A 24,505-nucleotide genomic window follows, 5' to 3' on the forward strand; every position below is an offset into this window, starting at 1 on the left:
CTGCCGTTGGCCGACAGCTTGACCGGCAGCTGGCTGCTCTTGGCCTGCACCAGCGAAACAGTGAGTGCGGCCTTGGGCGCCGCAGTGGCTTTGCCCGCATCTGCCTTGGGCGCATCGGCCGCCTGGGTGGCGGTGGCAAGCAGGCCGGCAGCGGCCAGCGTCAGGAAACCAGCGGTCAGCAGGCTGCGGGACAGAGGTCGGACAGAAAGAGGACGAAAAGACAGGGGGTTCATGGCTTTGCTCTCAAAGAGGTGACAACAAAAAAACGGCAAAAAGGTCAAGGGCTGACGGCCGGCGGCTCGCTCAGGCGCTCAGGCTCGAAGCCGCCGCCCAAGGCGCGGTACAGCGACACCCAGGCCCGGTTACGCTCCAGCACCAGGCCCAGCTGCGCCGACTCGGCCGCGAGCGCGTTGCGGCGGGCGTCTTCGAGCTCCACCAAGCTGGCCAGCCCCTGGCCGTAGCGCGCTTGGGTAGCTGCCAGCGACTCGGCGTATCCGGCAGTGGCCACGGCTGTGTCTTGCTTGCGGGCATCGGTGCTTTGCAGGTTGACCAGGGCCTCCTCCACCTCGCGCACGGCCTGCCGCACCTTGGCGCGGTAGCTGGCTACGCTTTGCACATAGGCCGCCTCGGCCGCCACCACATTGGCCTTGCGCTGGCCGGCATCAAACACCGGCAGCGTCAGCGCCAGCGGGCCGAAGGACCAGGTTTCCAGGTTCGACTCACGGCCCATGCTGCTATAGCGCAAAGCGCCCACCGAGCCGCCCAGCGTCAGGCGCGGGTAGCGCTGCGCCCGGGCGCTGCCCACCTGGGCGCTGGCGACCACGACGTCACGCTCGGCGGCGAACACGTCGGGTCGCTGCGCCAGCGTCTGGGCCGGCACACTTGCTATAGAAAAAGGAGCTGCCTGCGCAATAGCGGCGGGCGCGGAGGCCAGTTTTTGCCTCAAATCTGGCTCGGCAAGACCAGTCAGCGCCACCAGCGCCTTGGTGTCCAGATCGCAGGCAGCCTGCTGCTGGGTGACGCGGCTGGCGCCGTCGGCGGCGCTGGCGCGAGCCAGTGCGGCAACCGAGGGCGCGGCAAAACCTGCGTTGGCATTGAGTCCGGTCAGGCGGGCGGTTTCCTGGCGGGAGGCGGCGTCTTTGCGTGCCAGAACCAGCAGGTGCCGGCAGGCCGAGAGGCTGTAGTAGCTGGTCGCCACCTCGGCAGCCACCGACACGCGGGCGTCGTGCCACTGCGCCTGCGTGCCTTGGAATTGCGCATCGGCCGCCTTGCTCACCGCGCGGTTGGCGCCCACCAGGTCCAGCTCCCAGCTGGCTTGCAGGCCCACGGTCTGGCTGGTAGCCACCGGCACATCGGGCTGGCTCACGCCGCGGCTCAGGCTCGCGCCGGCGCTCACCTGGGGCAGCAAAGCCGCGCTGGCGGCGGTGCGCTGGGCTCGGGCGGACTCCACCCTGGAGAGGGCTTGCGCCACAGTGGGGCTGACCGCTTGCGCCGCCTCAATCAACTCCGCCAGGAGCGGGTCGCCCTGCTTTTGCCACCACTGCGCCAGGGAACCGACTGCACCCTGGTGGGGCAAAGGCGCCTGCCACTGGGGTGCGGGAATGGCGTCCACCGTGGGCGGCGGCATGATGATCGAGCAGCCACCCAGTGCCAAGGCCAGGGACGCGGCCCACAAAGTTCGGGTGTGCAAGGGTTTCATAGAAGGGGGAAGAATGAATCGGTTCATGGTTCAGTGCCCGTGCCCGAGGCTGCTGACCAGCCCCACCGCCACGATGCCGGCACAGAGCCAGCCGATTTGGGCCGCGGTTTCCCGGGCGCTCAGGCGCTTTTGCAGTTGCGGAATCAGATCGGCCAGCGCGACATAAATAAAGCTACTGCTGGCCACGGTTAAAAAGTAAGGCAAATACTCACGCAGCTGGTCGACCAGCCAGAAACCGACGATGCCGCCCAGCGCGGTCACTGCGCCGGCCAGCGACACCTTCAGCAGCGCCGCCTGCTTGTTGCTGGAAGTCGCGCGCAGCACCATCAGGTCCCCCATGTGGTGCGGCACCTCATGCGCCAGTACCGCCAGCGACGCAATCGCCCCCAGCCGCAGGTCGGCCATGAAGGCCGAAGCAATCAGAACGCCGTCGCCAAAGCAGTGCACGCTGTCGCCGGTGAGCACGGCCCAGCTTCCGGACGTTTGGGGCTTTGCGTGATCGTGGCCATGGTCGTGCCCGTGATGAGGATGCTCGCCCTGATGAACGTGCTCGCCATGCTCGTGGCCGTGGTGCCAGAGTTCGGCCTTGTCCAGAAGAAAGAAGAAAACCAGCCCGACCAGCAGCACCATGAACAGCGCCTGGGCGCCGACCTGACTCTCAAAGGCTTCGGGCAGCAACTGCATGAAGGCGGTTGCCAGCAATGCCCCCGCCGCCAGGCTCAGCATGTGCTGGGTGTAGCGGCCCAAAGCGCCGAAGCTCAGCGCCGCGGCCAGCCACACACTCCCGATGCCGGCTACCAAGGTGCCGACCACGATCGCAAAAAAAATCAAGCAAGCCCTTTCGCCTTGAACCAGGCCAATGCCCGCTGAAAGCCGTCGGCCGCGTCAGCGGCGCGGTAGCTGGGTCGGTAGTCGGCATGGAAAGCGTGACCCGCATCTTGGTAGACCACAAACTCCGAGGCCCGGGCGGCCTTGTTGCCTTGTGCAGCGGCTCCTGCGAGCGCCTCTTTCATCTGATTGACGGTGTAGAGCGAAATGCCGGTGTCTTTACCGCCATACAGCCCGAGAACGGGAGCGTGCAAGGAGCCTGCCAGATCCACCGGATGCTTGGGCGTGAGTGCAGAGGCCGTGCCGACCACGCGCCCGTACCAGGCCACGCCTGCCTTGACGTTCTTGTTGTGTGCTGCGTAAAGCCAGGTGATACGCCCGCCCCAGCAAAAACCGGTGATGCCGACTTTTTTCATGTTGCCGCCGTTTTCGGCAGCCCAGACCAGCGCGGCGTCCAGGTCGTTGAGCACCTGCCCATCCGGCACCTTGGAAACCACTTCGGCCATGAGTTTTCCGATGTCGGTGTACTTGGTTGCGTCGCCCTGGCGAGCGAACAGATCAGGCGCAATGGCGAGGTAGCCGGCCTTGGCAAAGCGACGGCAGACGTCGGCAATGTAGGCATGCACACCAAAGATTTCCTGCACCACCAGCACCACCGGCATGTTGCTGCCGCCTGCGGGCGCTGCGTAATAGAAGGGCACGGTGAAGCCGTCCACGTCATAAATCTGCTCGCCGCAGATCAGTCCGTCTTCCGGCGTCTTGATCGCCGTTTGCGCGACGATAGGCATGGCCGTGGCAGCGTAGCCCGCGCCCAGCGCCACCTTGAGCGCGGTGCGGCGGGTGGTGCCTGCCTCGGTGCTAGTGCCGGGGCGCAGGGAATCGAAGTCGCTTTGCAGATTTTTCAACATGTTTTCTTCCGTGGTGTTGTGGGGGGTAGTCCGAAGTGTAGGCACTTGTGATGAATTCCCAGATAGCCGGGCCCTTAATGCGTTGTGAGTGCGCCTAGTTAGTGCGCCTTGTCCCAGTTGGGGCCCACGCCGACTTCGGCCAGCAAGGGAACCTTAAGCTGCGCCACGCCGGCCATCAAGCGGGGAATTTCGGTGCGTAGCCATTCGACTTCGGCCAGCGGCACCTCGAACACCAGTTCATCGTGCACCTGCATGATCATGGTGGTGGCCTTGTGCCGGGCGTCGAGCTCCTGCTGCACCTTCACCATGCTCATCTTGATCAAATCGGCGGCGGTGCCCTGCATGGGGGCATTAATGGCGGCCCGCTCCAGCCCCGCCAGTGCGGCGCCCTTGGCGTTTTGAATGCCGGCGAGCTGCAACCGGCGGCCGAACACGGTTTCCACATAGCCCTGCCGCCGCGCCAGCACGCGGGTGGATTCCATGTAGTCCTTTACACCGGGGTAGCGCTCAAAATAGCGGGCTATGTAGTTTTTGGCGGCGGTATTGTCAATTCCCAGATTACGTGCCAAGCCAAATGCGCTCATGCCGTAAATCAGGCCGAAGTTGATGACCTTGGCATAGCGTCGCTGCTCGCTGCTGACCTGATCGAGCGCAACGCCGAACACCTCGGCCGCGGTGGCGCGGTGTACATCCAGTCCGTCATGAAACGCCCGCAGGAGCGCCTCGTCTCCGCTGATGTGGGCCATGATGCGCAGCTCAATCTGGCTGTAGTCGGCGCTGGCAATGACGCTGCCCGCCGGCGCCACAAAGGCCTCGCGCACCCGGCGGCCCTCCTGGGTGCGTATAGGGATGTTTTGCAGGTTGGGGTCGTTGCTGGAGAGGCGGCCGGTGACGGCCACCGCCTGCGCGTAGTGGGTGTGGACCCGGCCGGTGCGCGGCAGGGCGAGCTGGGCCAGCTTGTCGGTATAAGTGCCCTTGAGCTTGGCCAGGCCGCGGTGCTCCAGCAGCTTGGCCGGCAGGGGGTAGTCCTCGGCCAGCTTTTCCAGTACTTCTTCGTCGGTGCTGCGCGCGCCGGTCGCGGTTTTCTTGACGACCGGCATGCCCAGCTTGTCAAAGAAGATTTCGCCCAGCTGCTTGGGGCTGCTCAGGTTGAAGGGCTGCCCGGCAATCTCATAGGCCTCGGTCTCCAGCTGGACGATGCGCTGGCCGAGTTCGTGGCTCTGCGCGGCCAAAGTCGGTGCGTCAATCAACACCCCGTTGCGCTCAATGCGGTACAGGGCCTCGCTGCTGGCGATTTCCAGCGTGTAGATGAACTTCAGCTTCTCATCTGCCTCAATCCGGGGCCAGAGCGCGAGGTGCACGTCCAGCGTCTGGTCAGAATCTTCGCAGGCGTATTCGGCGGCTTTGGCAATATCGACCTGGTCGAAGCAGATCTGGTTAACGCCCTTGCCGCACAAGTCCTCGAAGCTGATGCCGCTGCGGCCCAGATGCCGCTCGGCCAGGCTGGCCAGGCCGTGGGGCTTGTCGGCCTCCAGCACATAGCTTTGCAGCATGGTGTCATGGGTGTAGCCCTGCACCTCGATGCCGTGGTTGGCAAACACATGCCGGTCGTACTTGATGTGCTGGCCCAGCTTGGCGGCCTGCGGGTTCTCGAGCCAGGGCTTGAGGCGGGCCAGCACCTCGTCGCGGGGAAGCTGCTCCGGCGCGCCGGGGTAGCGGTGCGCCACGGGGATGTATGCGGCTTTGCCGGGCTCGGTGCTGAAGCTGATGCCCACGATATCGGCCCGCATCTCGTCGAGCGAGGTGGTTTCGGTGTCCAGGGCGGTCAGGCCGGCGCTGCTGATGCGCGCGAGCAGCGCGTCAAACGCGTCCCAGGTGAAAACCGTTTCATAGTCCACCTGGCTCACGCGGGATGCCGGGGGCTGCGCACCGTCAGGTGGTGCATCAAACAAACCGGGGGTGGCTGAGGTGGCAGCGTAGGTGGCATCCGACGGGGCGCCATGCGGGGCAGAAGCCGCGCTGCTCGCATCCCCGCTGCCAACCGATTTGGCCAGCCCCTTAAAGCCGTATTTCTCATAAAAAACCCGCAAAGCGCCCGTATCGGTTGCGCCAGCAGCTATTGAATCCATAGCAGGAAGACCCTCCACCCAACCCGATAGGTCGCAGTCGGTCTTGATGGTGAGCAGCGTGCGGCCGGTGGGCAGCCAATCCAAGGCCTTGCGTAAGTTTTCCCCCACCACGCCGCCAATGTCTGCCGCGTTCTCCACCACGCCCTGCAGCGATCCGTATTGCTGCAGCCACTTGACTGCGGTTTTAGGGCCCACCTTGGCGACGCCGGGCACGTTGTCCACGGTGTCGCCCACCAGCGTCTGGTAGTCCAGCATCAGGCGGGCCGGCACGCCGAACTCGGCCTCCACCCCCGCCAGATCGCGGCGTTTGCCGTTCATGGTGTCGATGATGGTGATGTGCTCGTTCACCAGCTGGGCCAGGTCCTTGTCGCCGCTGCTCACAATGACCTCGATGCCCTGACTTGCCGCGGTGGCCGCGAGCGTGCCGATGACGTCGTCGGCCTCCACCCCGGGCACATCCAGGACCTTCCAGCCCAGCAGGCGCACGATTTCGTGGATGGGCGCAATCTGGCTGCGCAAGTCGTCGGGCATCGGGTCGCGGTGGGCCTTGTAGGCTGGATAAATTTCATCGCGGAAGGTGGGGCCTTTGGCATCGAACACGCAGGCCACATAGTCGGCCGGGTACTCCTTGCGCAGGCTGTTCATCATGTTGATGATGATGCGGATGGCGCCCGTTTTTTGCACCGTTCCGTCGGGTAGAGTCACGCTCATGCTGTCGCCGCCGGCGAAAAATGCACGGTACAGATAGCTGGAGCCATCTACCAGCAGCAGGGTCTTGGATGCTTGGGTCATACGAAGTATTGTGCCCCCACACTTTGCCCTCAACTGCGGTGCCAAGTGCCCCAACCCGCCCCCTACAATTCACCCATGGCGGTTTACACAGAGGTCTCGATCGACGAGGCCGGCACATTTCTCACCTCACTGCAACTCGGCACCCTTCAGACCATGGAGGGCTGCGCCGGCGGCATTGAAAACACCAATTACTTTGTCACCACCGATCAGGCGCCCTATGTGCTGACCCTGTTCGAGCGCCTGACGGCCGAGCAGCTGCCGTACTACCTGCGGCTGATGAAGCATCTGGCATTTCGCGGCATCCCCGTGCCCGATCCTGCCGCCAACCGCGACGGAGATGTGCTGCACCAGCTCTGCGGCAAGCCCGCGGCCGTGGTTAACCGGTTGCGCGGCAAGTGCGAGCTGGCCCCTGGGCTGGACCACTGCCGGCAGGTCGGTGCCACGCTGGCGCGCATGCACCTGGCGGGACACGACTTCGGCATGCAGCAGCCCAACCTGCGGGGCCTGCCTTGGTGGAACGAGACGGTTCCGGTGGTGCTACCCCACTTGGAGGCGCCGCAAGCCGATCTGATTCAGGCCGAGTTGGCGTACCAGAACCACATTGCCGCACAAAGCGCCTACTCGGTGCTGCCGCGTGGCGCTATTCACGCCGACCTGTTCCGGGATAACGTGATGTTTGAGAGCGTGAACGGCCAACCCCAGCTGAGTGGTTTTTTTGACTTTTACTTTGCCGGCACCGACGCCTGGCTGTTCGATCTGGCCGTGTGCCTGAACGATTGGTGCGTGGACCTGTCTACGGGCGCCGCCGATCTGGAGCGCAGCCGCGCATTTGTACAGGCTTACCAGGGCGTGCGCCCACTCACCGCGCACGAGCGCACCCTGATGCCGGCCATGCTGCGCGCGGGCGCACTGCGGTTTTGGTTGTCCCGCCTGTGGGACTGGCATCTGCCCCGCGAGGCGTCTATGCTCAAGCCCCACGACCCGACGCACTTTGAGCGGGTATTGCGCCAGCGCATTGCGAACCCCGTTACCCTGCAAGCCCTGTGGCCATACGCCCCAACACTTCCGGAAACCACCGCACCATGAAACTCCAGATCGTCCCCGCCCGGCAAGGCATTGTGTGGTTTCAGCAGGGTGTGCGCACGTTCATCAAACAGCCGCTGGCCTTCACCGGGCTGTTTTTCATGTTCATGGCTGCGGTGTCGCTCATCAGCCTGGTGCCGGTCATCGGGCTGCCGATTGCGCTGGCATTGCTGCCGGCTGCCACGCTGGGCCTGATGGCCGCCACCGAAATCGCCGACCGCGGGCAGTTCCCCATGCCGCAGGTTTTGATTGCGGGCTTTCGCGCCGGCCGGGCACGGCTGCAGTCCATGCTGGTGCTCGGCGGCTTGTACGCGGCGGGCTTCATTCTGGTAATGGGCATCTCAGCCACCATCGACGGCGGGCAATTTGCCAAGGTGTACCTGCTGGGAGGAGAGATCACCCCTGAGGTGGTGTTGCAGGGTGACTTCCAGAGCGCCGCCCTGGTGGCCATGCTGCTCTACATACCGCTCTCGCTTTTGTTTTGGCACGCGCCGGCATTGGTGCACTGGCACGGCGTCACCCCCATCAAGAGCCTGTTTTTCAGCGGAGTGGCTTGCCTGCGCAACTTCTGGGCGTTCACCGTCTACGGCATGGTGTGGATGGGGGCATTTCTCGGGACTGCCACAGTTGCGGCCATGGTGGTCACCGCTTTAGGCAACCTGGAGCTCATCAACGCCATCCTCTTTCCGGTGGGGCTGGCCATGGCGGCTATGTTTTTTACCTCGTTCTATTTCACCTACCGCGATTGCTTTGAGGCCCCGGACTCCGCCGCACCGCCCAACGGCAGCGTCAACGCGGAGTAGTTTTCCGGTAATTGGCCAGCGCCTGCGCCAGGTCGAGGTACTCCTCGCACTGGCGGTTGCCGCAAACTTTCTCCAGGGCAGCGAGGTGGCGCTCCGCCTGTTCCGGCTTGCCATCCATCAGATACGCCTCACCGATGTATTCATGGGCCCCGCGGTGCTGCGGGTCGAGCTTGAGCGCGATTTTGTAGTGCTCAAAGGCCTTGATCAGGTCGGGCTGCGCCTGCTTGCGGTAGGTGTAGGCAAGCAGGTTGTGCGCGTCCGCGTTGTTGGGCTCATCCCGGACGGCAATCTTCAGGTCGTATTGCGCCCGGCTCCAGCCCTTTCTCTCAATCGCCTGGCGCGCGGAGGACATCAGCTCATTCAAGGTCGGGGGCGCTGGCGCAGACACGTCTGCCGCAAATGCGTTCAGGGCAACGATGCACTGCACAGCGATAAAGATGATTTTCATGGCGGATTCTTCATTCCAAATGATGGCAAGCGGTCAGGTTAGCTGATATTTCTTACTGGCGCAGAGCCCGGGCATGTCACCCAAATGTCGCCCAGCCCCTGTATAAACATAAGGCAGTCCGCTATCCGGCGGTGCGTTTTATTCATCCTTCAGCGAGTAACACCATGGCAAAAGACTTTTCCTTGATGGAAGACAGCAACCGCTCTTCCAACCCCAGCATCCACGAAGTGTCCGACCCCTCACGCCGCACAATCCTGCGCGGCGGTCTGGGCGCACTGGCTGGCAGCTTTCTCGCCCCCTTGAGCGCTATTGGCGGTGCCGCGGCACTGAGCGGCTGCGCCACCACCGGCATGGCCAGCGGACCGCTGCTGGGCTTCAAAAGCGTGGCCATCTCCACCGCCGACACCATGTCCGTTCCCGAAGGCTACACCGTGCAGGTCATCGCACCCTGGGGTGACCCGGTCGGCCTGTCCGGCGAAAACCACGCCTTCAAGGACGACGCCAGCAACTCTGCCGCCCACCAGGAAGCCCAGTTCGGCATGAACCACGACGGCATCCACTACTTCGCGCAAGAAGGCTCCAAGAGCGGCCTGCTGGCCATGAACCATGAATACGTGGACCACGGTTTGCTGTTCACCGACGGAACCGACAAATGGAATCTGGAGAAGGTGCGCAAGTCCCAGGCTGCCCACGGCGTCTCGATCTTTGAAGTGGAAGACAAGGGCGGCAAGTGGGAAGTGGTGAACCCCTCCCCCTGGGCCCGCCGCATTACAGCGAACACCCGCACCGAAGTGAGCGGCCCGGCCGCCGGACACGCTCTGATGAAGACTGCAGCCGATCCCGCCGGTCGCGTGGTCATGGGCACCCTGAATAACTGCGCCAGCGGCATCACACCCTGGGGCACTTACCTCACTTCTGAAGAAAACTTCATTAACTATTTCAGCGGCGGAGACAACCTGTCCGCGCATGAAAAGCGCTGGGGCCTGAAAAAAGGCGGCGCTGGCTACAACTGGCACCAGCATGACGCCCGTTTTGATGCGACCAAAAACCCCAACGAACCCAACCGCTTCGGCTGGATTGTGGAAATCGACCCCTACAACGCCAGCTCCACCCCCATGAAGCGCACTGCCATGGGCCGGGGCGCGCACGAAGGCGCAACGGTGGCGGTCACCAAAGACAAGCGCGCTGTCGTGTACATGGGTGAAGACTCCCGCTTTGAGTACATCTTCAAGTTCGTCAGCCGTGACGCCATCAAGGAAGGCGGCGCTGCTGCCAATGCCACCCTGCTGGACCATGGCACGCTGTATGTCGCCAAATTCAATGTCGACGGCAAGGGCCAATGGCTCGCTCTTACCCACGGCCAAGGCCCGCTGACAGCTGCCAACGGTTTTGCTGACCAGGGCGAAGTGCTAATCAAGGCACGCCAAGCCAGCGACCTGTTGGGCGCTACCAAGATGGACCGTCCCGAATGGATCGCTGTGGACAAGCAAGGCTGGGTCTACACCACGCTGACCAACAACAGCAACCGTGGTGCCGACAAGCAACCCGGCGTGGACGCTGCCAACCCCCGTGTCAACAACACCCAGGGCAACATCATCCGCTGGAAGGAAGACGGCGACTTCGGTGGCACCACCTTCGCCTGGAACCACTTCATCCTGGCGGGCGACCCATCCCTGGAGCGCGCAGATGCCAAGGGCAACATCAAGGGCGATATGTTCTCCTGCCCGGATGGCCTGTGGGTCGATGCCCGCGGCGTGATGTGGATTCAGTGCGACATGTCCACCTCCTCCATGGGTAAGGGCGACCTGAAGAACTTCGGCAACAACATGATGCTGGCCGCCGACGTGGTCACCGGCGAAGTCCGCCGCTTCCTGGTCGGCCCCGCCGGTTGCGAAATCACCGGCGCCACCGCCACGCCGGACGGCAAAACCATGTTCATCAACGTGCAGCACCCCGGCGAACCCGCCAACGAAATGAACGACCCCAAGAACCCCCGTGCGATCTCCAACTGGCCGGACAAAAAGGCGACTGGTCGCCCGCGCTCTGCCACCGTGGTCATCCGCAAGGCTGACGGCGGCGTCATCGGCACCTGATCGCGGATGTGCGGCTTCGGCCGCATTAAAGCGCAAAGCGGGCTGCAGCAATGCAGCCCGCTATTTTTTTGTGAGCGGCCCGCGCAGTGCTGGCGCGCGCAAACTGCTCAAGGGACCGGTGTCAGCTTGGCCACGCTCAAGGCGAGCCATTTCGTGCCGTGGCGGGGAAAGCTGATCTGGGCGCGCGCGTCGTCTCCTGCGCCTTCGAGTGTGAGCACCGTACCCTCCCCGAACTTGGCGTGGAATACCTTTTGCCCTTTGCGCAGCCCGGTGGGCTCTTCTTTGCGCGGCACTTCTTTCTCAGGCGCCAAATATTGCCCCGAAGTGCCGCTACCCCTACTTGGATATGCGCGAGAAGCTCCTGAATTGATAGCATAGCTGCCGGAATAAGCGCCGGAATAGCCGCCGCCAAAACTGCCCCCCACACCGCCGCCCACCGGCATGGCTTGTTGCTTGGGAGTGAGGTACTTCAGGCATTCCTCGGGCAGCTCGTCAAAAAATCGGCTCTTGAGGTTGTAGCGCGTCTGCCCGTGCAGCATCCGGGTTTGCGAATGGCTGAGGTAGAGACGCTTGCGCGCGCGGGTGATGGCCACGTAGGCCAGGCGGCGCTCTTCTTCTAATCCGTCGTGGTCGCTCATCGAGTTTTCGTGGGGGAAGAGCCCCTCCTCCATGCCGGTGATGAACACGCAATCAAACTCCAGCCCCTTGGCGCTGTGCACCGTCATGAGCTGAACCGCGTCTTGCCCGGCAGCGGCCATGTTGTCGCCCGCTTCCAAGGCCGCGTGCGACAAAAAGGCCTGCAGCGGAGACAAGGTTTCGCCGGTGTCGCCGTCAACCGGCCCGTCCTGAGCGTCGCCCACAAATTCTGCGGCGTTATCGGGATAGAGCCCCTGGCTGACAGGGCTCTGGCGCAAGGCCTCGGGGCTGCTGGTCAGCGGCGCCATACCAGGCGCCTCGCGGCCGAAGCCCTCTTGCATGACAAAACTCTCAGCGGCGTTGACGAGTTCGTCCAGGTTCTCCACGCGGTCCTCGCCCTCGCGCTCGTTGCGGTAGTGCTCCAGCAGCCCGCTATGCTCCAGCATGAGCTTGATGACGTCTTTGAGGTTGAGGTTGGCGGTTTGCTCACGCAGCACATCAAGCTTAGCCACAAAGCCGGCTATCACCGCGCCGGGGCGCCCGCTCAGGGTGCTCACCGCGTCGTGCAGCGAGCAGCCGGTGGCGCGGGCGAGGTCCTGCAACTGCTCGATGCTTCTCGCCCCAATACCGCGCGCCGGAAAATTTACTACCCGCAAAAAACTGGTGTCGTCGTTGGGGTTCTCCAGGAGGCGCAGGTAGGCCAGCGCGTGCTTGATTTCGGCCCGCTCGAAGAAGCGCAGGCCACCGTAAACCCGGTAGGGCATCGCGGCGTTAAAGAGCGCAGTCTCGATTACCCGGCTTTGGGCGTTGCTGCGGTAGAGCACGGCAATCTCTTTGCGCGGCACATCATCGCGCACCAGCTGCTTCATCTCGTCCACCATCCACTGGGCCTCGGCAAAATCCGTAGGCGCCTCGTACACCCGCACCGGCTCGCCCGCGCCCTGCTCGGTACGCAGGTTTTTGCCCAAGCGGCGGCTGTTGTGGCTGATGAGCGAGTTGGCGCTGTCCAGAATGTTGCTGAAGCTGCGGTAGTTTTGCTCGAGCTTGATTTGCTGGCGCACCGCAAATTCGCGCACAAAGTCGGTAATATTGCCCACGCGCGCACCGCGGAAAGCATAAATGCTCTGATCGTCATCACCCACCGCCAGCACCGCTCCGCGTTCGGGCGCAAGGCCCGCAACAGCACCGCCGCCCTGCCCCACGCCGGCCATCATCTTGATCCAGGCGTACTGAAGCTTGTTGGTGTCCTGAAACTCATCAATCAGGATATGCCGGAAGCGCCGCTGGTAGTGCTCGCGAATGGGCGCGTTGTCCCGCAGCAGCTCGTAGGAGCGCAGCATCAGCTCACCAAAGTCCACCACGCCTTCGCGCTGGCACTGGTCTTCGTAGAGCTGATAAATCTCGATTTTCTTGCGGGTATCGGGGTCGCTAGCCACCACATCTTTGGGACGCTGGCCTTCTTCTTTGCAGTTGCCGATGAACCAGGCCAGCTGCTTGGGCGGGAATCGTTCGTCATCGACCTCGTATTGCTTGCACAAGCGCTTGATGGCGGAGAGTTGGTCTTGAGTATCCAGAATCTGAAAGGCCTGCGGCAATCCGGCATTTTTGTAGTGCGCGCGCAAAAACCGGTTGCACAGGCCGTGGAAAGTACCAATCCACATGCCGCGCACATTGACCGGCAGCATGGCCGAGAGGCGGGTCATCATTTCTTTGGCGGCCTTGTTGGTGAAGGTCACCGCCAAAATGCCGCCCGGCGACACCAAACCGCTTTGCAGCAACCACGCAATGCGGGTGGTTAGCACCCGGGTTTTGCCCGAACCGGCACCCGCCAGGATGAGCGCGTGCTCGGCCGGTAGCGTGACGGCGGCGAGTTGCTCGGGGTTCAGGTTGTGCAGGAGGGGGGAAGTGTTGCCAGAGGCGGCCAGAGAATGCATGCGCTGATTGTAGAAACACAGGGCAAGGACGAGGCAGCCCCTCCTCCCGTTGCCGATCTGATGGCCTGGGCGGCTGCGCGCTTTGCGGAGGTAAAGGAGGAGCCCGCTGCCAGCGGGCGGGGGACACGCAGCAAAGCGCACAGCGGCCCGGGCCGCCCCGTCCATAACCTTGCCCCCAACCCATGGCACCCAACCCATGACACAAACCTGAGTAGAATCAATCACCGGGCCCAAGCAATTGGCACCCGGTTTTTTTATGGCCGGTGTCAGTCCAAGTGCCCAGTGTTTTGTTGTGAAACTTTGGTGAGGAGCTTGGGAATTATGGAAATATTTGACTACGACAACATCCTCTTGTTGCCCCGCAAATGCCGGGTCGAGAGCCGTTCCGAGTGCGATGCAGGCGTGGAACTGGGGAACCGAAAATTCCGCCTGCCGGTCGTGCCGGCCAATATGAAAACCGTGGTGGATGAGTCGATCTGCGAATGGCTGGCGCGCAACGGCTATTTCTACGTGATGCACCGCTTCGACCTCGACAACGTCAAGTTCGTGCAGGACATGCACGCCAAAGATCTGTATGCATCCATTTCGCTCGGTGTCAAAAAGCCCGACTACGCCACCGTGGACCAGCTGGTCTCGCTGAGCCTGACGCCCGAATACATCACCATCGATATCGCGCACGGCCACGCCGACAGCGTGAGGGACATGATTGGCTATATCAAGAACCACCTGCCGGAGAGCTTTGTGATTGCCGGGAATGTGGCCACGCCCGAGGCCGTCATTGACCTCGAGAACTGGGGCGCAGACGCCACCAAGGTCGGCGTTGGCCCGGGCAAGGTCTGCATTACTAAACTAAAAACCGGATTTGGTACCGGCGGCTGGCAGTTGAGCGCGGTGAAATGGTGCGCCCGCGTGGCGACCAAACCCATCATTGCGGACGGCGGCATCCGCAGCCACGGCGATATTGCCAAGAGCATCCGCTTTGGCGCGAGCATGGTGATGATTGGCTCTCTGTTTGCCGGCCACGAAGAGTCGCCGGGGCAGACGGTCGAGGTTGACGGAGCGATGTACAAGGAATACTACGGTTCGGCCAGCGACTTCAACAAAGGCGAATACAAGCACGTTGAAGGAAAACGCATTCTGGAGCCCATCAAGGGCAAGCTCGCAGACACGCTGATCGAGATGGAACAGGACGTCCAAAGCTCCATCAGCTACGCCGGCGGCAAAAAGCTGATGGACATCCGCAAGGTCAACTACGTCACGCTGGGTGGCGACAACGCGGGCGAACACCTGTTGATGTAACCCGCCGCGGGAGACTGTCAGCACTGCGACAGTCTCTACGGTGAAAACCCTCTGCCCTATGGCGGGAACCGGCGATATTCTCGGAAGCAGGAGCACACTGGCACTATGAATATCGCACTTCTCGGCATAGGCCGCATGGGTTTGCCCATGGGCCGTCGCCTATGTGAGGCCGGCCACACGGTCCATGTCTGGAACCGTACCCGCAACAAGGCTGAGGCCCTCATCCCCTACGGCGCCCACGTCCATGAAAGTCCGGCGGATGCCGCAAAGCTAGCGGACGTCGTGATCACCATGCTGGACCACGGCGGAGTCGTCGCCGAGGTACTCTTTGGGTTGGGCACCGCTGACGCTATGCGCGAGGGCAGCTTGATGCTGGACATGTCGTCCATCAAACCCATCGAAGCGCGCGACCACGCAGCCCGCTTGAGCGAGCGTGGTGTGGACTACCTGGACGCGCCGGTCTCAGGCGGCACAGTAGGCGCGGAGCAAGGCACGCTCGCGATCATGGTGGGTGGCAAGGCCGCAAACTTTGAAAGGGCCTTGCCGGTGCTGCAGGCCATGGGTCGGGCCACACATGTGGGCCCGACAGGCTCGGGCCAGCTCACCAAGCTCGCCAACCAGATCATTGTGGGGGCCACCATTGGCGTGGTGGCTGAAGCGCTCTTGCTATGCGAGCGCGGCGGCGCCAACATGGGCAAAGTCAAGGAGGCCATTACCGGCGGATTTGCTGATAGCAGGATTTTGCAAGTGCATGGACAACGCATGGTGGAGCGGGACTTCGCACCGCGGGCGCGCATGACAGTGCAGCTCAAGGACCTACGCAATGCCTTGGCCACTTCAGCGGAAATCGGCTTCGAGGCACCCATCACCTCGCTGTTTGAACAACTCTATGCCGATGGCGTCGCACACGGCCTGTCCGATCTGGATCATGCGGGTTTGTTTGTAGAGCTCGCCAGCCGCAACGGCATGTCATGACTGCCTGACATCAGCGCATCCAGGCGTAAAAAAGCCCCGCAAGCTTGCGCTGCGGGGCTTTTTGCTGGGCTGCTAGAACGTTAATCAGTCAGCGTTGCGCGCCGGGCGTTTTTTGGCGTCGCGTGGGACAAAGACCTTACCGCCATTACCGGGCTTGGCCGCACCCGCAGGCTTGCTGAAGGCCGGCTTGCGCGCGGCGAAATCGCCACGTGGAGCGCCGAAGTCACCGCGGGGCTGAAAGTCACCACGGGGTGGGCGGGCATCGCTGCGAGGGGCGTCGCCACGGGGGGGGCCTTGGACGGCAAAGCGGTCATTGAACCCGCCCTTGCGTTCGTAACTAAAGCCTTCGCGGGCTGCGCCGCCAAAGTCACGAGCGCTTTCGCCAAAGCCGCGTCCGCCTTCAGGGCGTCCACCGAAACCACGCACCTGACCATATCCCTCGCGAGGAGCGGCATCACGAGCGCCGCCGCCAAAGCCACCCTCACGCGGGCCGCCAAATTTGCGGTCACGCGGCTGGAAGTCACCGCCACGACCGCGGCCTGCAAAGGCGGGACGAGACTCAGGCGCACGCTGCTGCGGCTCGAGGCCGGGAATCGTCTCTGCCTTGATCGGTTGGCGGCTGTAGGCCTCGATATCAAAAATCTTGCGACGATCGCGGAATTCGGCAAAGGTCACGGCCAAGCCGTCACGGCCAGCGCGTCCGGTACGACCAATGCGGTGGGTGTAATCTTCGGCCTTCATAGGGAGACCGAAGTTGAAAACGTGGGTGATGGTGGGAACGTCAATTCCGCGGGCGGCCACATCGGTCGCCACCAAAATCTGCACCTGACCTTGGCGCAGCGCCATCAGTCTACGGTTACGCAGGCCTTGGCTTAGAGCACCGTGCAGTGCCACGGCAGAGAAGCCGTCTTGCTGCAAGTCGTTGGCCAATCCATCACACTCAATCTGGGTGCTAGCAAACACAACGGCCTGGTTGATGGTGGTGTCGCGGAGCCAATGATCCAGCAGCTTACGCTTGTGTTGGGCGTTGTCGGCCCAGAACAGCACTTGCTTGATGTTCGCGTGTTTTTCCTGCGGGCTGTCAATCGTCACGCGTTGGGGTTCGCGCATCACGCGGGCAGCGAGTTGCTGGATGCGAGGCGCAAAGGTGGCGCTGAACATCATGGTCTGTTTGCGGTCGATGGTGAGCTGGTTGATTTCAGCCAAGTCGTCCGAGAAGCCGAGGTCCAACATGCGGTCAGCTTCATCCACCACCAGAAACTGCACCTGGTCCAGCTTGATTTGCATGGAGCGCTGCAGGTCGAGCAAACGGCCGGGGGTTGCCACCACCAGGTTGGCGTTTTGCAGCTTGGCGATTTGCAGCTGGTAGGGCATGCCGCCCACGATGTTGGCCACGCGCAATCCACGGCAATGCTGCACCAGATCAATGGCGTCATGCGCCACTTGCTGGGCCAGTTCGCGTGTGGGGCATACGATCAACGCCCCGGGGGTGGGTGCCTTGAAATTGCGGGGGTTGGTTGGATCTTTGCGTTTTGCGCGCTTCGGGGCGGGTTCGCCCTTGGCAGCGGCATCAGCGCAGGCTTGTTCGTATTCAGCACGCTCTGCATCTTCGGCTTCGGCCTGCTGGGTCAACAGGGTGTGCAGAACGGGCAACAGGAAGGCAGCGGTCTTACCCGAGCCGGTTTGGCTGGACACCATCAGGTCGACAAACTTGACCGACTTGTCGCTGCCCACGCCAGCCATCGCCATAGGGATGGTTTTTTGCTGCACGGTGGTGGGCTGTGTGTAGCCCAGATCCTTACAGGCTTGCACCAGAGGGGGCGCCAAACCGAGTTCGACGAACCCATTAGGCGCTTCTGGCACTTCGGGCACAGCAGCTTCGATCGTCTGATCGGCGGCCTCAGGGACGGCATGGGTTTCCACAGAAGTTGCGGAAACGGAAAGGTTTTCGGCAGGCGCGAATTCGCCTGTCACTTCAAAAGCGTCAGTCATATTTTTTCTCTCACGAGCGCACCGCAAGTTGTGCGGATGTCCCGTCAATGGTTAAAAAACATCAACCATCAAACGGAACCGGCTCTGACCCGCCAAGGGGTAATTCAGTGCTGGGGGCGTATGTCGCTCAAAAAAGCGTGCCCGGTGAATGAAGGGAGATGTACACATCCCGCAAGCTGCGCTTTGGCGTGACTTGCGAAGCCTGCGAGTATGGCACGGATTGGGGTTTTTACCTAATCCAGACTCAAAAAATGTTCGCGGTAGTGGGCGAGCTCTTCAATGGACTCGTGTACGTCGGCCAGCGCCGTGTGCTTTTGTTGCTTCTTAAAGGACTCAGCCACCGCCGGCTTCCAGCGCTTGGCGAGTTCTTTGAGTGTGCTGACGTCAAGGTTACGGTAGTGAAAAAACGCCTCCAGCTTGGGCATGTATTTCACCAAAAACCGCCTGTCTTGCCCGATGGTGTTGCCGCACATCGGCGAGGCTCCCGCCGGAACATACTGGGTGAGGAAAGCAATCAGCGCGGCTTCGGCTTCCTGCTCGGTCACTGTGGACGACTTCACCTTGTCAATCAGGCCGCTCTTGCCGTGGGTGCCCTTGTTCCACGCGTCCATGGTGTCGAGCTGCGCGTCCGTCTGATGAATCACGAACACCGGGCCCTCAACCCGTTGGCCCAAATGTGAGTCGGTCACTATGACCGCAATTTCCAGCAGCCGGTCGGATTCGGGCTCGAGGCCGGTCATTTCGCAGTCGAGCCACACCAGATTTTTGTCAGACTTGGCAAGCGCTGTGGGGATGGGGAAGTTTTTTTCAGCCATTGCGGCATTGTCACCGAATGGCCTAAACTCAGTTCCCATGAGCGACACAACTTTTGAATTCTCCCCCTCTTTGTGGATGACTACCGTGTTTGCGGTGGCGCTGTTGGCCAGCGTCACGCTCAAATTCTGGCTGGCCTCACGGCAGGTGCGTTTTGTGGCGCAGCACCGCAACGCAGTGCCCATAGCATTTGCGTCCCACATCAGCTTGCCCGACCACCAAAAAGCCGCCGACTACACCATCGCCAAGACCCGCCTCGGCCTGCTGGAACTGGCTTGGGGCACGGCCGTGCTGCTGGGCTGGACGTTGTTGGGCGGCTTGAACGCGCTCAACCAAAGCCTGCTGGGCTGGACGGATGCAGCGGGGGGCAGCTTCTTCAGCCTGCTGCCGCAGCAGCTGGCGCTACTGGCCAGTTTTTCTGTCATCGGCGCGGTAATCGACCTGCCGTTTTCGCTGTACCGCACCTTTGTGCTGGAGCAGCGATTCGGCTTTAACCGCATGACGGCCAAGCTTTGGATTGCCGACGCCATCAAGGGCGCGGTGTTTGGCGCAATCATCGGCCTGCCGTTGGCAGCACTCGCCTTGTGGGTGATGGCCACTACTGGTTCTCTGTGGTGGCTCTGGACCTGGGGTCTCTGGATGGGCTTGAGCCTATTGATGATGCTGGTCTATCCGACCTGGATTGCGCCGCTATTTAACCAGTTCAAGCCGCTGGAAGATGAAACGCTGAAGTCCCGCGTTGCGGCATTGATGGCGCGTTGCGGCTTCACCTCGAAGGGATTTTTTGTGATGGACGGCAGCAAGCGCAGCGCGCACGCAAATGCCTATTTCACCGGCTTTGGCGCTGCAAAGCGTGTGGTGTTTTACGACACCCTATTAGCCCAACTTAACGCCGACGAGGTGGACGCTGTGCTGGCCCATGAGCTGGGGCATTTCAAGCACGGCCACATCACCCAGCGCATGGTGTCCATGTTTGCGCTGAGCTTGCTGGCGTTCGCGCTGCTGGGTTGGATGAGCCAGCAAGCCTGGTTCTACACCGGTCTGGGCGTGGCCCCCAGCTTGACGGGAAGCAATGACGCTTTGGCTCTCTTGCTTTTTATGATGGTCCTGCCGCTGGCCGGCAGTTTTACCGGCCCTTTGATGGCGCAGTTTTCCCGGAAGTGCGAGTTTGAGGCGGACGCCTATGCGGTCGCCAACGCAGACGGTGCAGCACTCTCCTCTGCCCTGCTCAAGCTCTACAAAGACAACGCGACCACCCTGACGCCCGACCCGGTGTATGTGAAGTTCTATTACTCACACCCGCCGGCACCCGAGCGGCTCGCCCGCATGGCATCGGCCAGCCCTGCAGCGGCCTGATTATGGAAGGAAATATGCCTCCAGAGCCCGTCCGATATGCGCTAACAGCTACACAAATCATAGCAAGTCTAGCCAAAACCGACGGGTGGAAACTGCACGGCGACGGGGATGACATTGCCATCGAGAAAACCTTCCCCTTTGACAATTTTCTCCAGGTCATGGCTTTCGCCAACGCGGTCGCATTTTTGGCCGAACAGCAGGATCACCACCCCGAACTGATGCTGCGCTACGGTTCCTGCAGCGTGCGCTTTAACACGCACACCCCACAAGGCATTACCGCAACAGACTTCGCGACCGCCGCGATGGTTGACAGCTTGTTGACGCCGTCTGCAAGCGCCGCATGAGGCCCGCCCTTTGAGCGAAAACGCTCTGCGGCCGGGCCTGGTCGTAGCCGGCCACGGGCGGCACGTGTGGGTAGAAACTCCAGAAGGCAAGCGCCTCATATGCCATCCGCGCGGCAAAAAAAGCGTGACCGTGGTGGGTGATCGGGTGCTATGGCAGGCCACTCAGGATGAGGGAACCATTGAGAAGGTGCTGCCAAGAAGCAACCTTTTCTACCGCCAGGACGAGATTCGCACCAAGTCGTTTGCCGCCAACCTGGACCAGGTGCTCATCTTGATTGCGGCCGAACCTGAGTTTTCGGAAAGCCAGCTCTCACGCGCCTTGATTGCCGCCGAGGCTGAGCGCATACGGCCTGTTATCGCCCTCAACAAGAGCGATCTGGCGGAGCCTTTCGGGCGCGCCTGGCGGCGGTTGGGTAATTACCGCGACATGGGCTACACCCTGCTGCCGCTGGCCCTCAAGCCTAAGGCAGAGAACGCGCCCACCACTGAACTGTCGCTCCTGCTTGAGGTGATGCAGGGCAAAACGACGCTCATTCTGGGCCCGTCCGGCTCCGGCAAGAGCACGCTGATCAACCGGCTGCTGCCGCACGCCGACGTGCTGACCAATGAAATCTCCACCGCGCTGAACTCGGGCAAGCACACCACCACTAGCACCAGTCTTTATTGGGTGGACGAAGCTAAAACGACGGCGGTGATCGATTCACCGGGGTTTCAGGAATTTGGCCTCAACCACATAGACCCCATGCACCTCGCCGGGCTCATGCCCGATATCAAGGCCCACACGGGGAGCTGCAAGTTTTACAACTGCACCCACTTGCACGAGCCGGGATGCAGCGTCATTTTGCACCGCCAGGAGGCGGATGGCGCAGGCGGGATAAGCGACAACCGCTACAAAATATATAGCGACCTGTTTGCCGAGCTCTCCCAGTCCCGGTATTGAGACCAGAATAAATGCCGGTATTCATGCCGGTATTGATGACGGAATTCATACCGCTACTCACTAGAGATCTTTTCGCAATGCTTACCGGGCCGATCAGACCGCGTCGCGCGGTCCATGCTGCGCTGAACCGGGCTTGGCGACAGAAGAGTCAGCCGATAAGACGCGCCAGCGACAAGAGCGCCAGAAACACCAACCACATCACCACGGTGCGCCACACCAGCCCGACCACGGCCCGAAGATGGGCTGGCTCGGGAACCAAGCCGCTGGCCTCCACATCGCCGCTCAGGCGCACGTTGACTGCGCCCTCCGTGGCCGCAAGCACAATGCCATCGTTGTCCAGCGGGTGCAGGGCCGCATGACGTCGCCAGCTGTCGACCGACTCTTCAAAGCTGCCCACAAAGGCAAAGCTGAGGGCGGTGATGCGGGCGGGTAACCAGTCGACAGCGGCCCACGCGCGCAATGACCACGCCCGTACCGGGTCGCTCACGGGCTGTTGCTCGGGCAGCGGAGTTCGCTTGGCAACCCCCGACAAGGCTTCGCTCATCCGGTACAGCACCGCGCCCGCAGGCCCGAAGCCGAAGGCTGCGAGCACCGAGTACCAGGCAAATACGCCGAACACATGCCGGTGCGCGCTTAAGACCGAATGCTCGATCACGTGGCGCACAATCTCGCTGCGTGGCAGCTCGCTGGCATCGATGTGCTTCCACTTGGCCAACTCCGAGCGCGCGGAGGCCTCGTCGCCGGCCAGCAAGGCGTCCCGGATCAATGTGAAGTGGTGGCTGAACTGTCGAAAACCTAAGGTAGCGTACAGCACCAACACATTCCAGATCAGCGCTGCCATCCAGCCGAACTGCCACCCCAGCCCCCAAATCAGAAGCCAATGAATACCTATAGCCAGCAAGGTGGGGCCCGCCACTGACAGCCCCCAAGCCCACCAGGCGTGCGTACTTAAGCCGGTATCGAAATTGCGAAGCACCCACCGCACCCAGGTACGCACTGCGTTGTGGACCACATTGGTTCGCGGAAGGGGCTTGGCCTGCTCCAGCAAAAGCGCCAACAAAATCGAGATGAAGCTCATGCGACCATCATACTCAGCCAAGCCACTGCTCAGGCGCTCAAAAAGCGGTAGAAATTGCGCAGCATGCCCGCCGTTGCACCCCAGATAAACCACTCCCTGCCAGCCTCGGCATAGGGCATGGAATACCAATATCGAGGAGTGCCTTCCCAATCGAACCGGTGACAACGGTGATGAGCCGGGTTCATCAAAAAGGCCAGCGGCACCTCAAACACATGCTCCACTTCCTGCGGGTTGGCGGCGATGCGAGCTTCTGGCACCACCAAAGCGACCACAGGCGTCACAATAAACGCACTTCCGGTGAGGTAATCGGGCATGGTGCCCAGCACCTCGATAGAAGCCGACTCCAGCCCTACTTCTTCAAAAGTCTCGCGCAGCGCCGTCGCTATCGTGTCGGCATCCTCCGCGTCGACCTTGCCTCCCGGGAAGGCAATTTGGCCCGAGTGACTGGCGAGATGCGACGCGCGCTGCGTCAGCAGCACCATCGGTTGTTCGCGCATAACAATGGGAATGAGCACCGACGCACGGGCAGGCGCGCGGTCGGTAAAAAGATGCTCCGCACGCAACTCGGGCGTCCAATCGGGCGGGCGGATAAAGCGCTGCCTCAAGGCTTGCGGCACCAGCGCGTCAGCCGCTACCACGGGAAGATGCGCATCTACCCTGATCACCGGCACCGAGCGCGGATCAAAAGTCGGAAGTTTGCGCGCAGCCGTCTTCACCGAAGCCCCTTAGGAAACCAAGTAACAAAAAAGCCGCCACAGTTTGTCACCGGGGCGGCTTTCACGGAAAGAGTGCTGCAGGTTACGCGGCAGCTGCATTCTTCTTGGCTGGCAGCTTTTCCTTGATACGGGCAGACTTGCCGCTGCGATCACGGAGGTAGTACAGCTTGGCACGGCGAACATCGCCGCGGCGCTTGACTTCGATGCTGGCAATCAGAGGGCTGTAGGTTTGGAATGTGCGTTCCACGCCTTCGCCGCTGGAAATCTTGCGGACGATGAAGCCGCTGTTCAGACCGCGGTTGCGTTTGGCGATAACTACGCCTTCGTAGGCCTGAACGCGCTTGCGGGTGCCTTCAACTACGTTGACGCTGACCACTACAGTGTCACCGGGGGCGAATTCAGGGATTGTTTTGCCGAGGCGGGCGATTTCTTCCTGCTCGAGCGCTTGCATGATGTTGCTCATAGTTTCCTTCATGATCTTGCGCGCGCCGGCACCGGAATTGGTGCCACTATAAGAGCCGAAAAGCTTTTTATCTGGCCGGGCAGAGGATCGGTTAGCCCGCCATTATAGCGTTCTCAGGGGCTTGGCCCCAAAAGTCGCTCATCGGCCTCACTGATGGCCCCACTTGCCCTGGCACGTTCCAGAACATCCGGCCGCCGCGCCGCCGTGAGTTGCAGCCGCTGTTCGCGTCGCCACGATTCAATCCTTACGTGGTGACCGGAGAGCAATACTGGCGGCACAGTCAAGCCTGCCCACTCCTCGGGTCGGGTGTAGTGCGGGCAATCCAGAAGCCCGTCGAGGGCGGGGTTAAAGCTGTCCTGATGATGACTATCTTCATCAGACAAAACGCCGGGCTGCAGCCGGGCCACAGCATCCAGCAAAGCCATTGCCGCAATTTCGCCACCGGACATGACAAAGTCGCCAAGACTAATCTGCCGGTCCACATACCGGTCGATAAACCGCTGATCAATGCCCTCATAACGGCCGCACACCAAAATAGCGCCCTCACTGCCAGCCCACTCCTGCACCGACTCGTGGCGCAACACCTCGCCAGTGGGCGAAAAAAGCACTACCGGGACCACGTCACCTCGCTGCGCGCGGATGGAGAGTAAGGCGGCTTCCAACGGCTCGGCCATCATGACCATGCCCGGCCCCCCGCCGAAGGGCCGGTCATCGACCCGGCGGTAGTTGCCGGTAGCAAAGTCTCTGGGATTGTGAAGGTGCACATCCACCAGGCCGCTCTCGTAGGCGCGGCGCGTGATGCCCGCTGCCAAAAATGGAGCAAACAGCTCGGGAAACAGGGTGATGACGTCAAAGCGCACGGCGGGCGCCTCAGTAGTCCAACTGCCAGTCCACGCGGATGGTCTTCTCGGCCAAACTCACCTCGTCCACGTAAGCGGACACGAAAGGAATCATCCTCTCAATCGGCTTTTCTTGTTCTTCGGCCTCTATGACCAAAACAGTCTGAGGCCCGGTGGAGATTAATTCGCGCACGACACCCAGCGCCTGCTGTTCTCGATTGATGACCTGCAGGCCTATCAAGTCCACCCAATAGAACTCGTCAACTGCGGCCGGTGGAAAGCTCTCTCGGGACACAAAAATTCTGGACCCTTTGAGCGCCTCTGCCGCGGTGCGGTC

At 61.8% G+C, this 24,505-nt stretch carries 21 protein-coding genes and 1 pseudogene; 8 read left to right on the forward strand and 14 right to left on the reverse strand.

The features are described from left to right. From Q0O05_RS05785 to polA, 5 genes and pseudogenes are all read right to left on the reverse strand, one after another. Positions 1-233, reverse strand: a pseudogene (locus tag Q0O05_RS05785) (hypothetical protein); the annotation flags it as partial. Between the two features lie 44 nt (positions 234-277). Beyond that, positions 278-1,699, reverse strand: coding sequence for an efflux transporter outer membrane subunit (locus Q0O05_RS05790; protein WP_293661152.1), 1,422 nt, complete (start codon positions 1,697-1,699; stop codon positions 278-280). A 30-nt stretch (positions 1,700-1,729) separates the two neighbouring features. Beyond that, a complete protein-coding gene (locus tag Q0O05_RS05795; RefSeq protein ID WP_293661154.1) occupies positions 1,730-2,530 on the reverse strand; it encodes a ZIP family metal transporter in 801 nt (266 codons plus the stop codon). Further along, a complete protein-coding gene (locus Q0O05_RS05800; protein WP_293661156.1) occupies positions 2,527-3,435 on the reverse strand; it encodes a dienelactone hydrolase family protein in 909 nt (302 codons plus the stop codon). The genes Q0O05_RS05795 and Q0O05_RS05800 overlap by 4 nt, the downstream gene beginning before the upstream one ends. A 98-nt stretch (positions 3,436-3,533) precedes the next feature. Continuing rightward, positions 3,534-6,356 carry a DNA polymerase I gene (gene polA, locus Q0O05_RS05805; protein WP_293661157.1) on the reverse strand — a complete coding sequence of 941 codons (2,823 nt, stop codon included), beginning with the start codon at positions 6,354-6,356 and terminating at the stop codon, positions 3,534-3,536. Positions 6,357-6,431: 75 nt separating this feature from the next. Between polA and Q0O05_RS05810 the strand changes: the two genes are divergently transcribed. After that, entirely contained in the window at positions 6,432-7,442 is a 1,011-nt protein-coding gene (locus tag Q0O05_RS05810) for a homoserine kinase (RefSeq protein WP_293661158.1), read from the forward strand. Then, positions 7,439-8,242: a BPSS1780 family membrane protein gene (locus Q0O05_RS05815; protein WP_293661160.1), complete on the forward strand. Its 804-nt coding sequence runs from the start codon at positions 7,439-7,441 to the stop codon at positions 8,240-8,242. Before Q0O05_RS05810 ends, Q0O05_RS05815 begins: the two co-directional genes overlap by 4 nt. Here Q0O05_RS05815 and Q0O05_RS05820 read toward each other — a convergent pair. Then, positions 8,229-8,690: a tetratricopeptide repeat protein gene (locus tag Q0O05_RS05820; RefSeq protein WP_293661162.1), complete on the reverse strand. Its 462-nt coding sequence runs from the start codon at positions 8,688-8,690 to the stop codon at positions 8,229-8,231. The two genes, Q0O05_RS05815 and Q0O05_RS05820, sit on opposite strands and share 14 nt — an antisense overlap. Before the next feature lie 164 nt (positions 8,691-8,854). Between Q0O05_RS05820 and Q0O05_RS05825 the strand changes: the two genes are divergently transcribed. Then, complete coding sequence (locus tag Q0O05_RS05825; protein WP_293661164.1) at positions 8,855-10,783, forward strand: PhoX family phosphatase; 1,929 nt, start codon at positions 8,855-8,857, stop codon at positions 10,781-10,783. 107 nt (positions 10,784-10,890) lie between these two features. On the opposite strand, the gene Q0O05_RS05830 is transcribed toward Q0O05_RS05825, so the two are convergent. Further along, a complete protein-coding gene (locus Q0O05_RS05830; protein ID WP_293661165.1) occupies positions 10,891-13,353 on the reverse strand; it encodes a UvrD-helicase domain-containing protein in 2,463 nt (820 codons plus the stop codon). A gap of 321 nt (positions 13,354-13,674) precedes the next feature. Here Q0O05_RS05830 and Q0O05_RS05835 point away from each other — a divergent pair, with 321 nt between their 5' ends. Both Q0O05_RS05835 and Q0O05_RS05840 read left to right on the forward strand, forming a co-directional pair. Next, positions 13,675-14,652 (forward strand): GMP reductase, encoded by a 978-nt coding sequence (locus Q0O05_RS05835; protein WP_293661167.1) that lies wholly within the window; start codon positions 13,675-13,677, stop codon positions 14,650-14,652. 105 nt (positions 14,653-14,757) lie between these two features. Beyond that, positions 14,758-15,627 carry an NAD(P)-dependent oxidoreductase gene (locus Q0O05_RS05840; RefSeq protein ID WP_293661169.1) on the forward strand — a complete coding sequence of 290 codons (870 nt, stop codon included), beginning with the start codon at positions 14,758-14,760 and terminating at the stop codon, positions 15,625-15,627. Between the two features lie 84 nt (positions 15,628-15,711). Here the strand turns inward: Q0O05_RS05840 and Q0O05_RS05845 are convergent, their stop codons facing one another. Then, positions 15,712-17,619, reverse strand: a complete 1,908-nt coding sequence (locus tag Q0O05_RS05845) for a DEAD/DEAH box helicase (RefSeq protein WP_293661171.1) — start codon at positions 17,617-17,619, stop codon at positions 15,712-15,714. Between the two features lie 233 nt (positions 17,620-17,852). After that, complete coding sequence (gene orn, locus Q0O05_RS05850) at positions 17,853-18,434, reverse strand: oligoribonuclease (RefSeq protein WP_293661173.1); 582 nt, start codon at positions 18,432-18,434, stop codon at positions 17,853-17,855. A gap of 37 nt (positions 18,435-18,471) precedes the next feature. On the opposite strand from orn, the gene Q0O05_RS05855 reads away from it, so the two are divergent. The 3 genes from Q0O05_RS05855 to rsgA are packed head-to-tail and all read left to right on the forward strand — an operon-like array spanning position 18,472 to position 21,072. Further along, positions 18,472-19,788: a M48 family metallopeptidase gene (locus tag Q0O05_RS05855; protein WP_293661175.1), complete on the forward strand. Its 1,317-nt coding sequence runs from the start codon at positions 18,472-18,474 to the stop codon at positions 19,786-19,788. A gap of 14 nt (positions 19,789-19,802) precedes the next feature. Then, the gene (locus Q0O05_RS05860; RefSeq protein WP_293661177.1) at positions 19,803-20,132 is read left to right on the forward strand and encodes a 4a-hydroxytetrahydrobiopterin dehydratase; all 330 of its coding nucleotides are present in this window, start codon (positions 19,803-19,805) and stop codon (positions 20,130-20,132) included. A gap of 10 nt (positions 20,133-20,142) precedes the next feature. Further along, complete coding sequence (gene rsgA / locus Q0O05_RS05865) at positions 20,143-21,072, forward strand: ribosome small subunit-dependent GTPase A (protein ID WP_293661179.1); 930 nt, start codon at positions 20,143-20,145, stop codon at positions 21,070-21,072. A 148-nt stretch (positions 21,073-21,220) separates the two neighbouring features. Here the strand turns inward: rsgA and Q0O05_RS05870 are convergent, their stop codons facing one another. From Q0O05_RS05870 to rimM, 5 genes are all read right to left on the reverse strand, one after another. After that, positions 21,221-22,150, reverse strand: a complete 930-nt coding sequence (locus Q0O05_RS05870; RefSeq protein WP_293661181.1) for a cobalamin biosynthesis protein — start codon at positions 22,148-22,150, stop codon at positions 21,221-21,223. A gap of 29 nt (positions 22,151-22,179) precedes the next feature. Next, the gene (locus Q0O05_RS05875; protein ID WP_293661183.1) at positions 22,180-22,866 is read right to left on the reverse strand and encodes a CoA pyrophosphatase; all 687 of its coding nucleotides are present in this window, start codon (positions 22,864-22,866) and stop codon (positions 22,180-22,182) included. An 82-nt stretch (positions 22,867-22,948) separates the two neighbouring features. After that, a complete protein-coding gene (gene rplS / locus Q0O05_RS05880; protein WP_293661185.1) occupies positions 22,949-23,329 on the reverse strand; it encodes a 50S ribosomal protein L19 in 381 nt (126 codons plus the stop codon). Positions 23,330-23,442: 113 nt separating this feature from the next. After that, on the reverse strand, positions 23,443-24,189 hold the full coding sequence (trmD, locus tag Q0O05_RS05885; protein ID WP_293661187.1) for a tRNA (guanosine(37)-N1)-methyltransferase TrmD: 747 nt from the start codon (positions 24,187-24,189) through the stop codon (positions 23,443-23,445). A 10-nt stretch (positions 24,190-24,199) separates the two neighbouring features. Next, positions 24,200-24,505: ribosome maturation factor RimM (rimM, locus tag Q0O05_RS05890; RefSeq protein ID WP_293661189.1), on the reverse strand; the 306-nt coding region annotated here is incomplete at its 5' end.

This window comes from Rhodoferax sp. OV413 (assembly GCF_945881795.1).
In the GTDB taxonomy this organism is placed as follows: domain Bacteria; phylum Pseudomonadota; class Gammaproteobacteria; order Burkholderiales; family Burkholderiaceae_C; genus Allorhodoferax.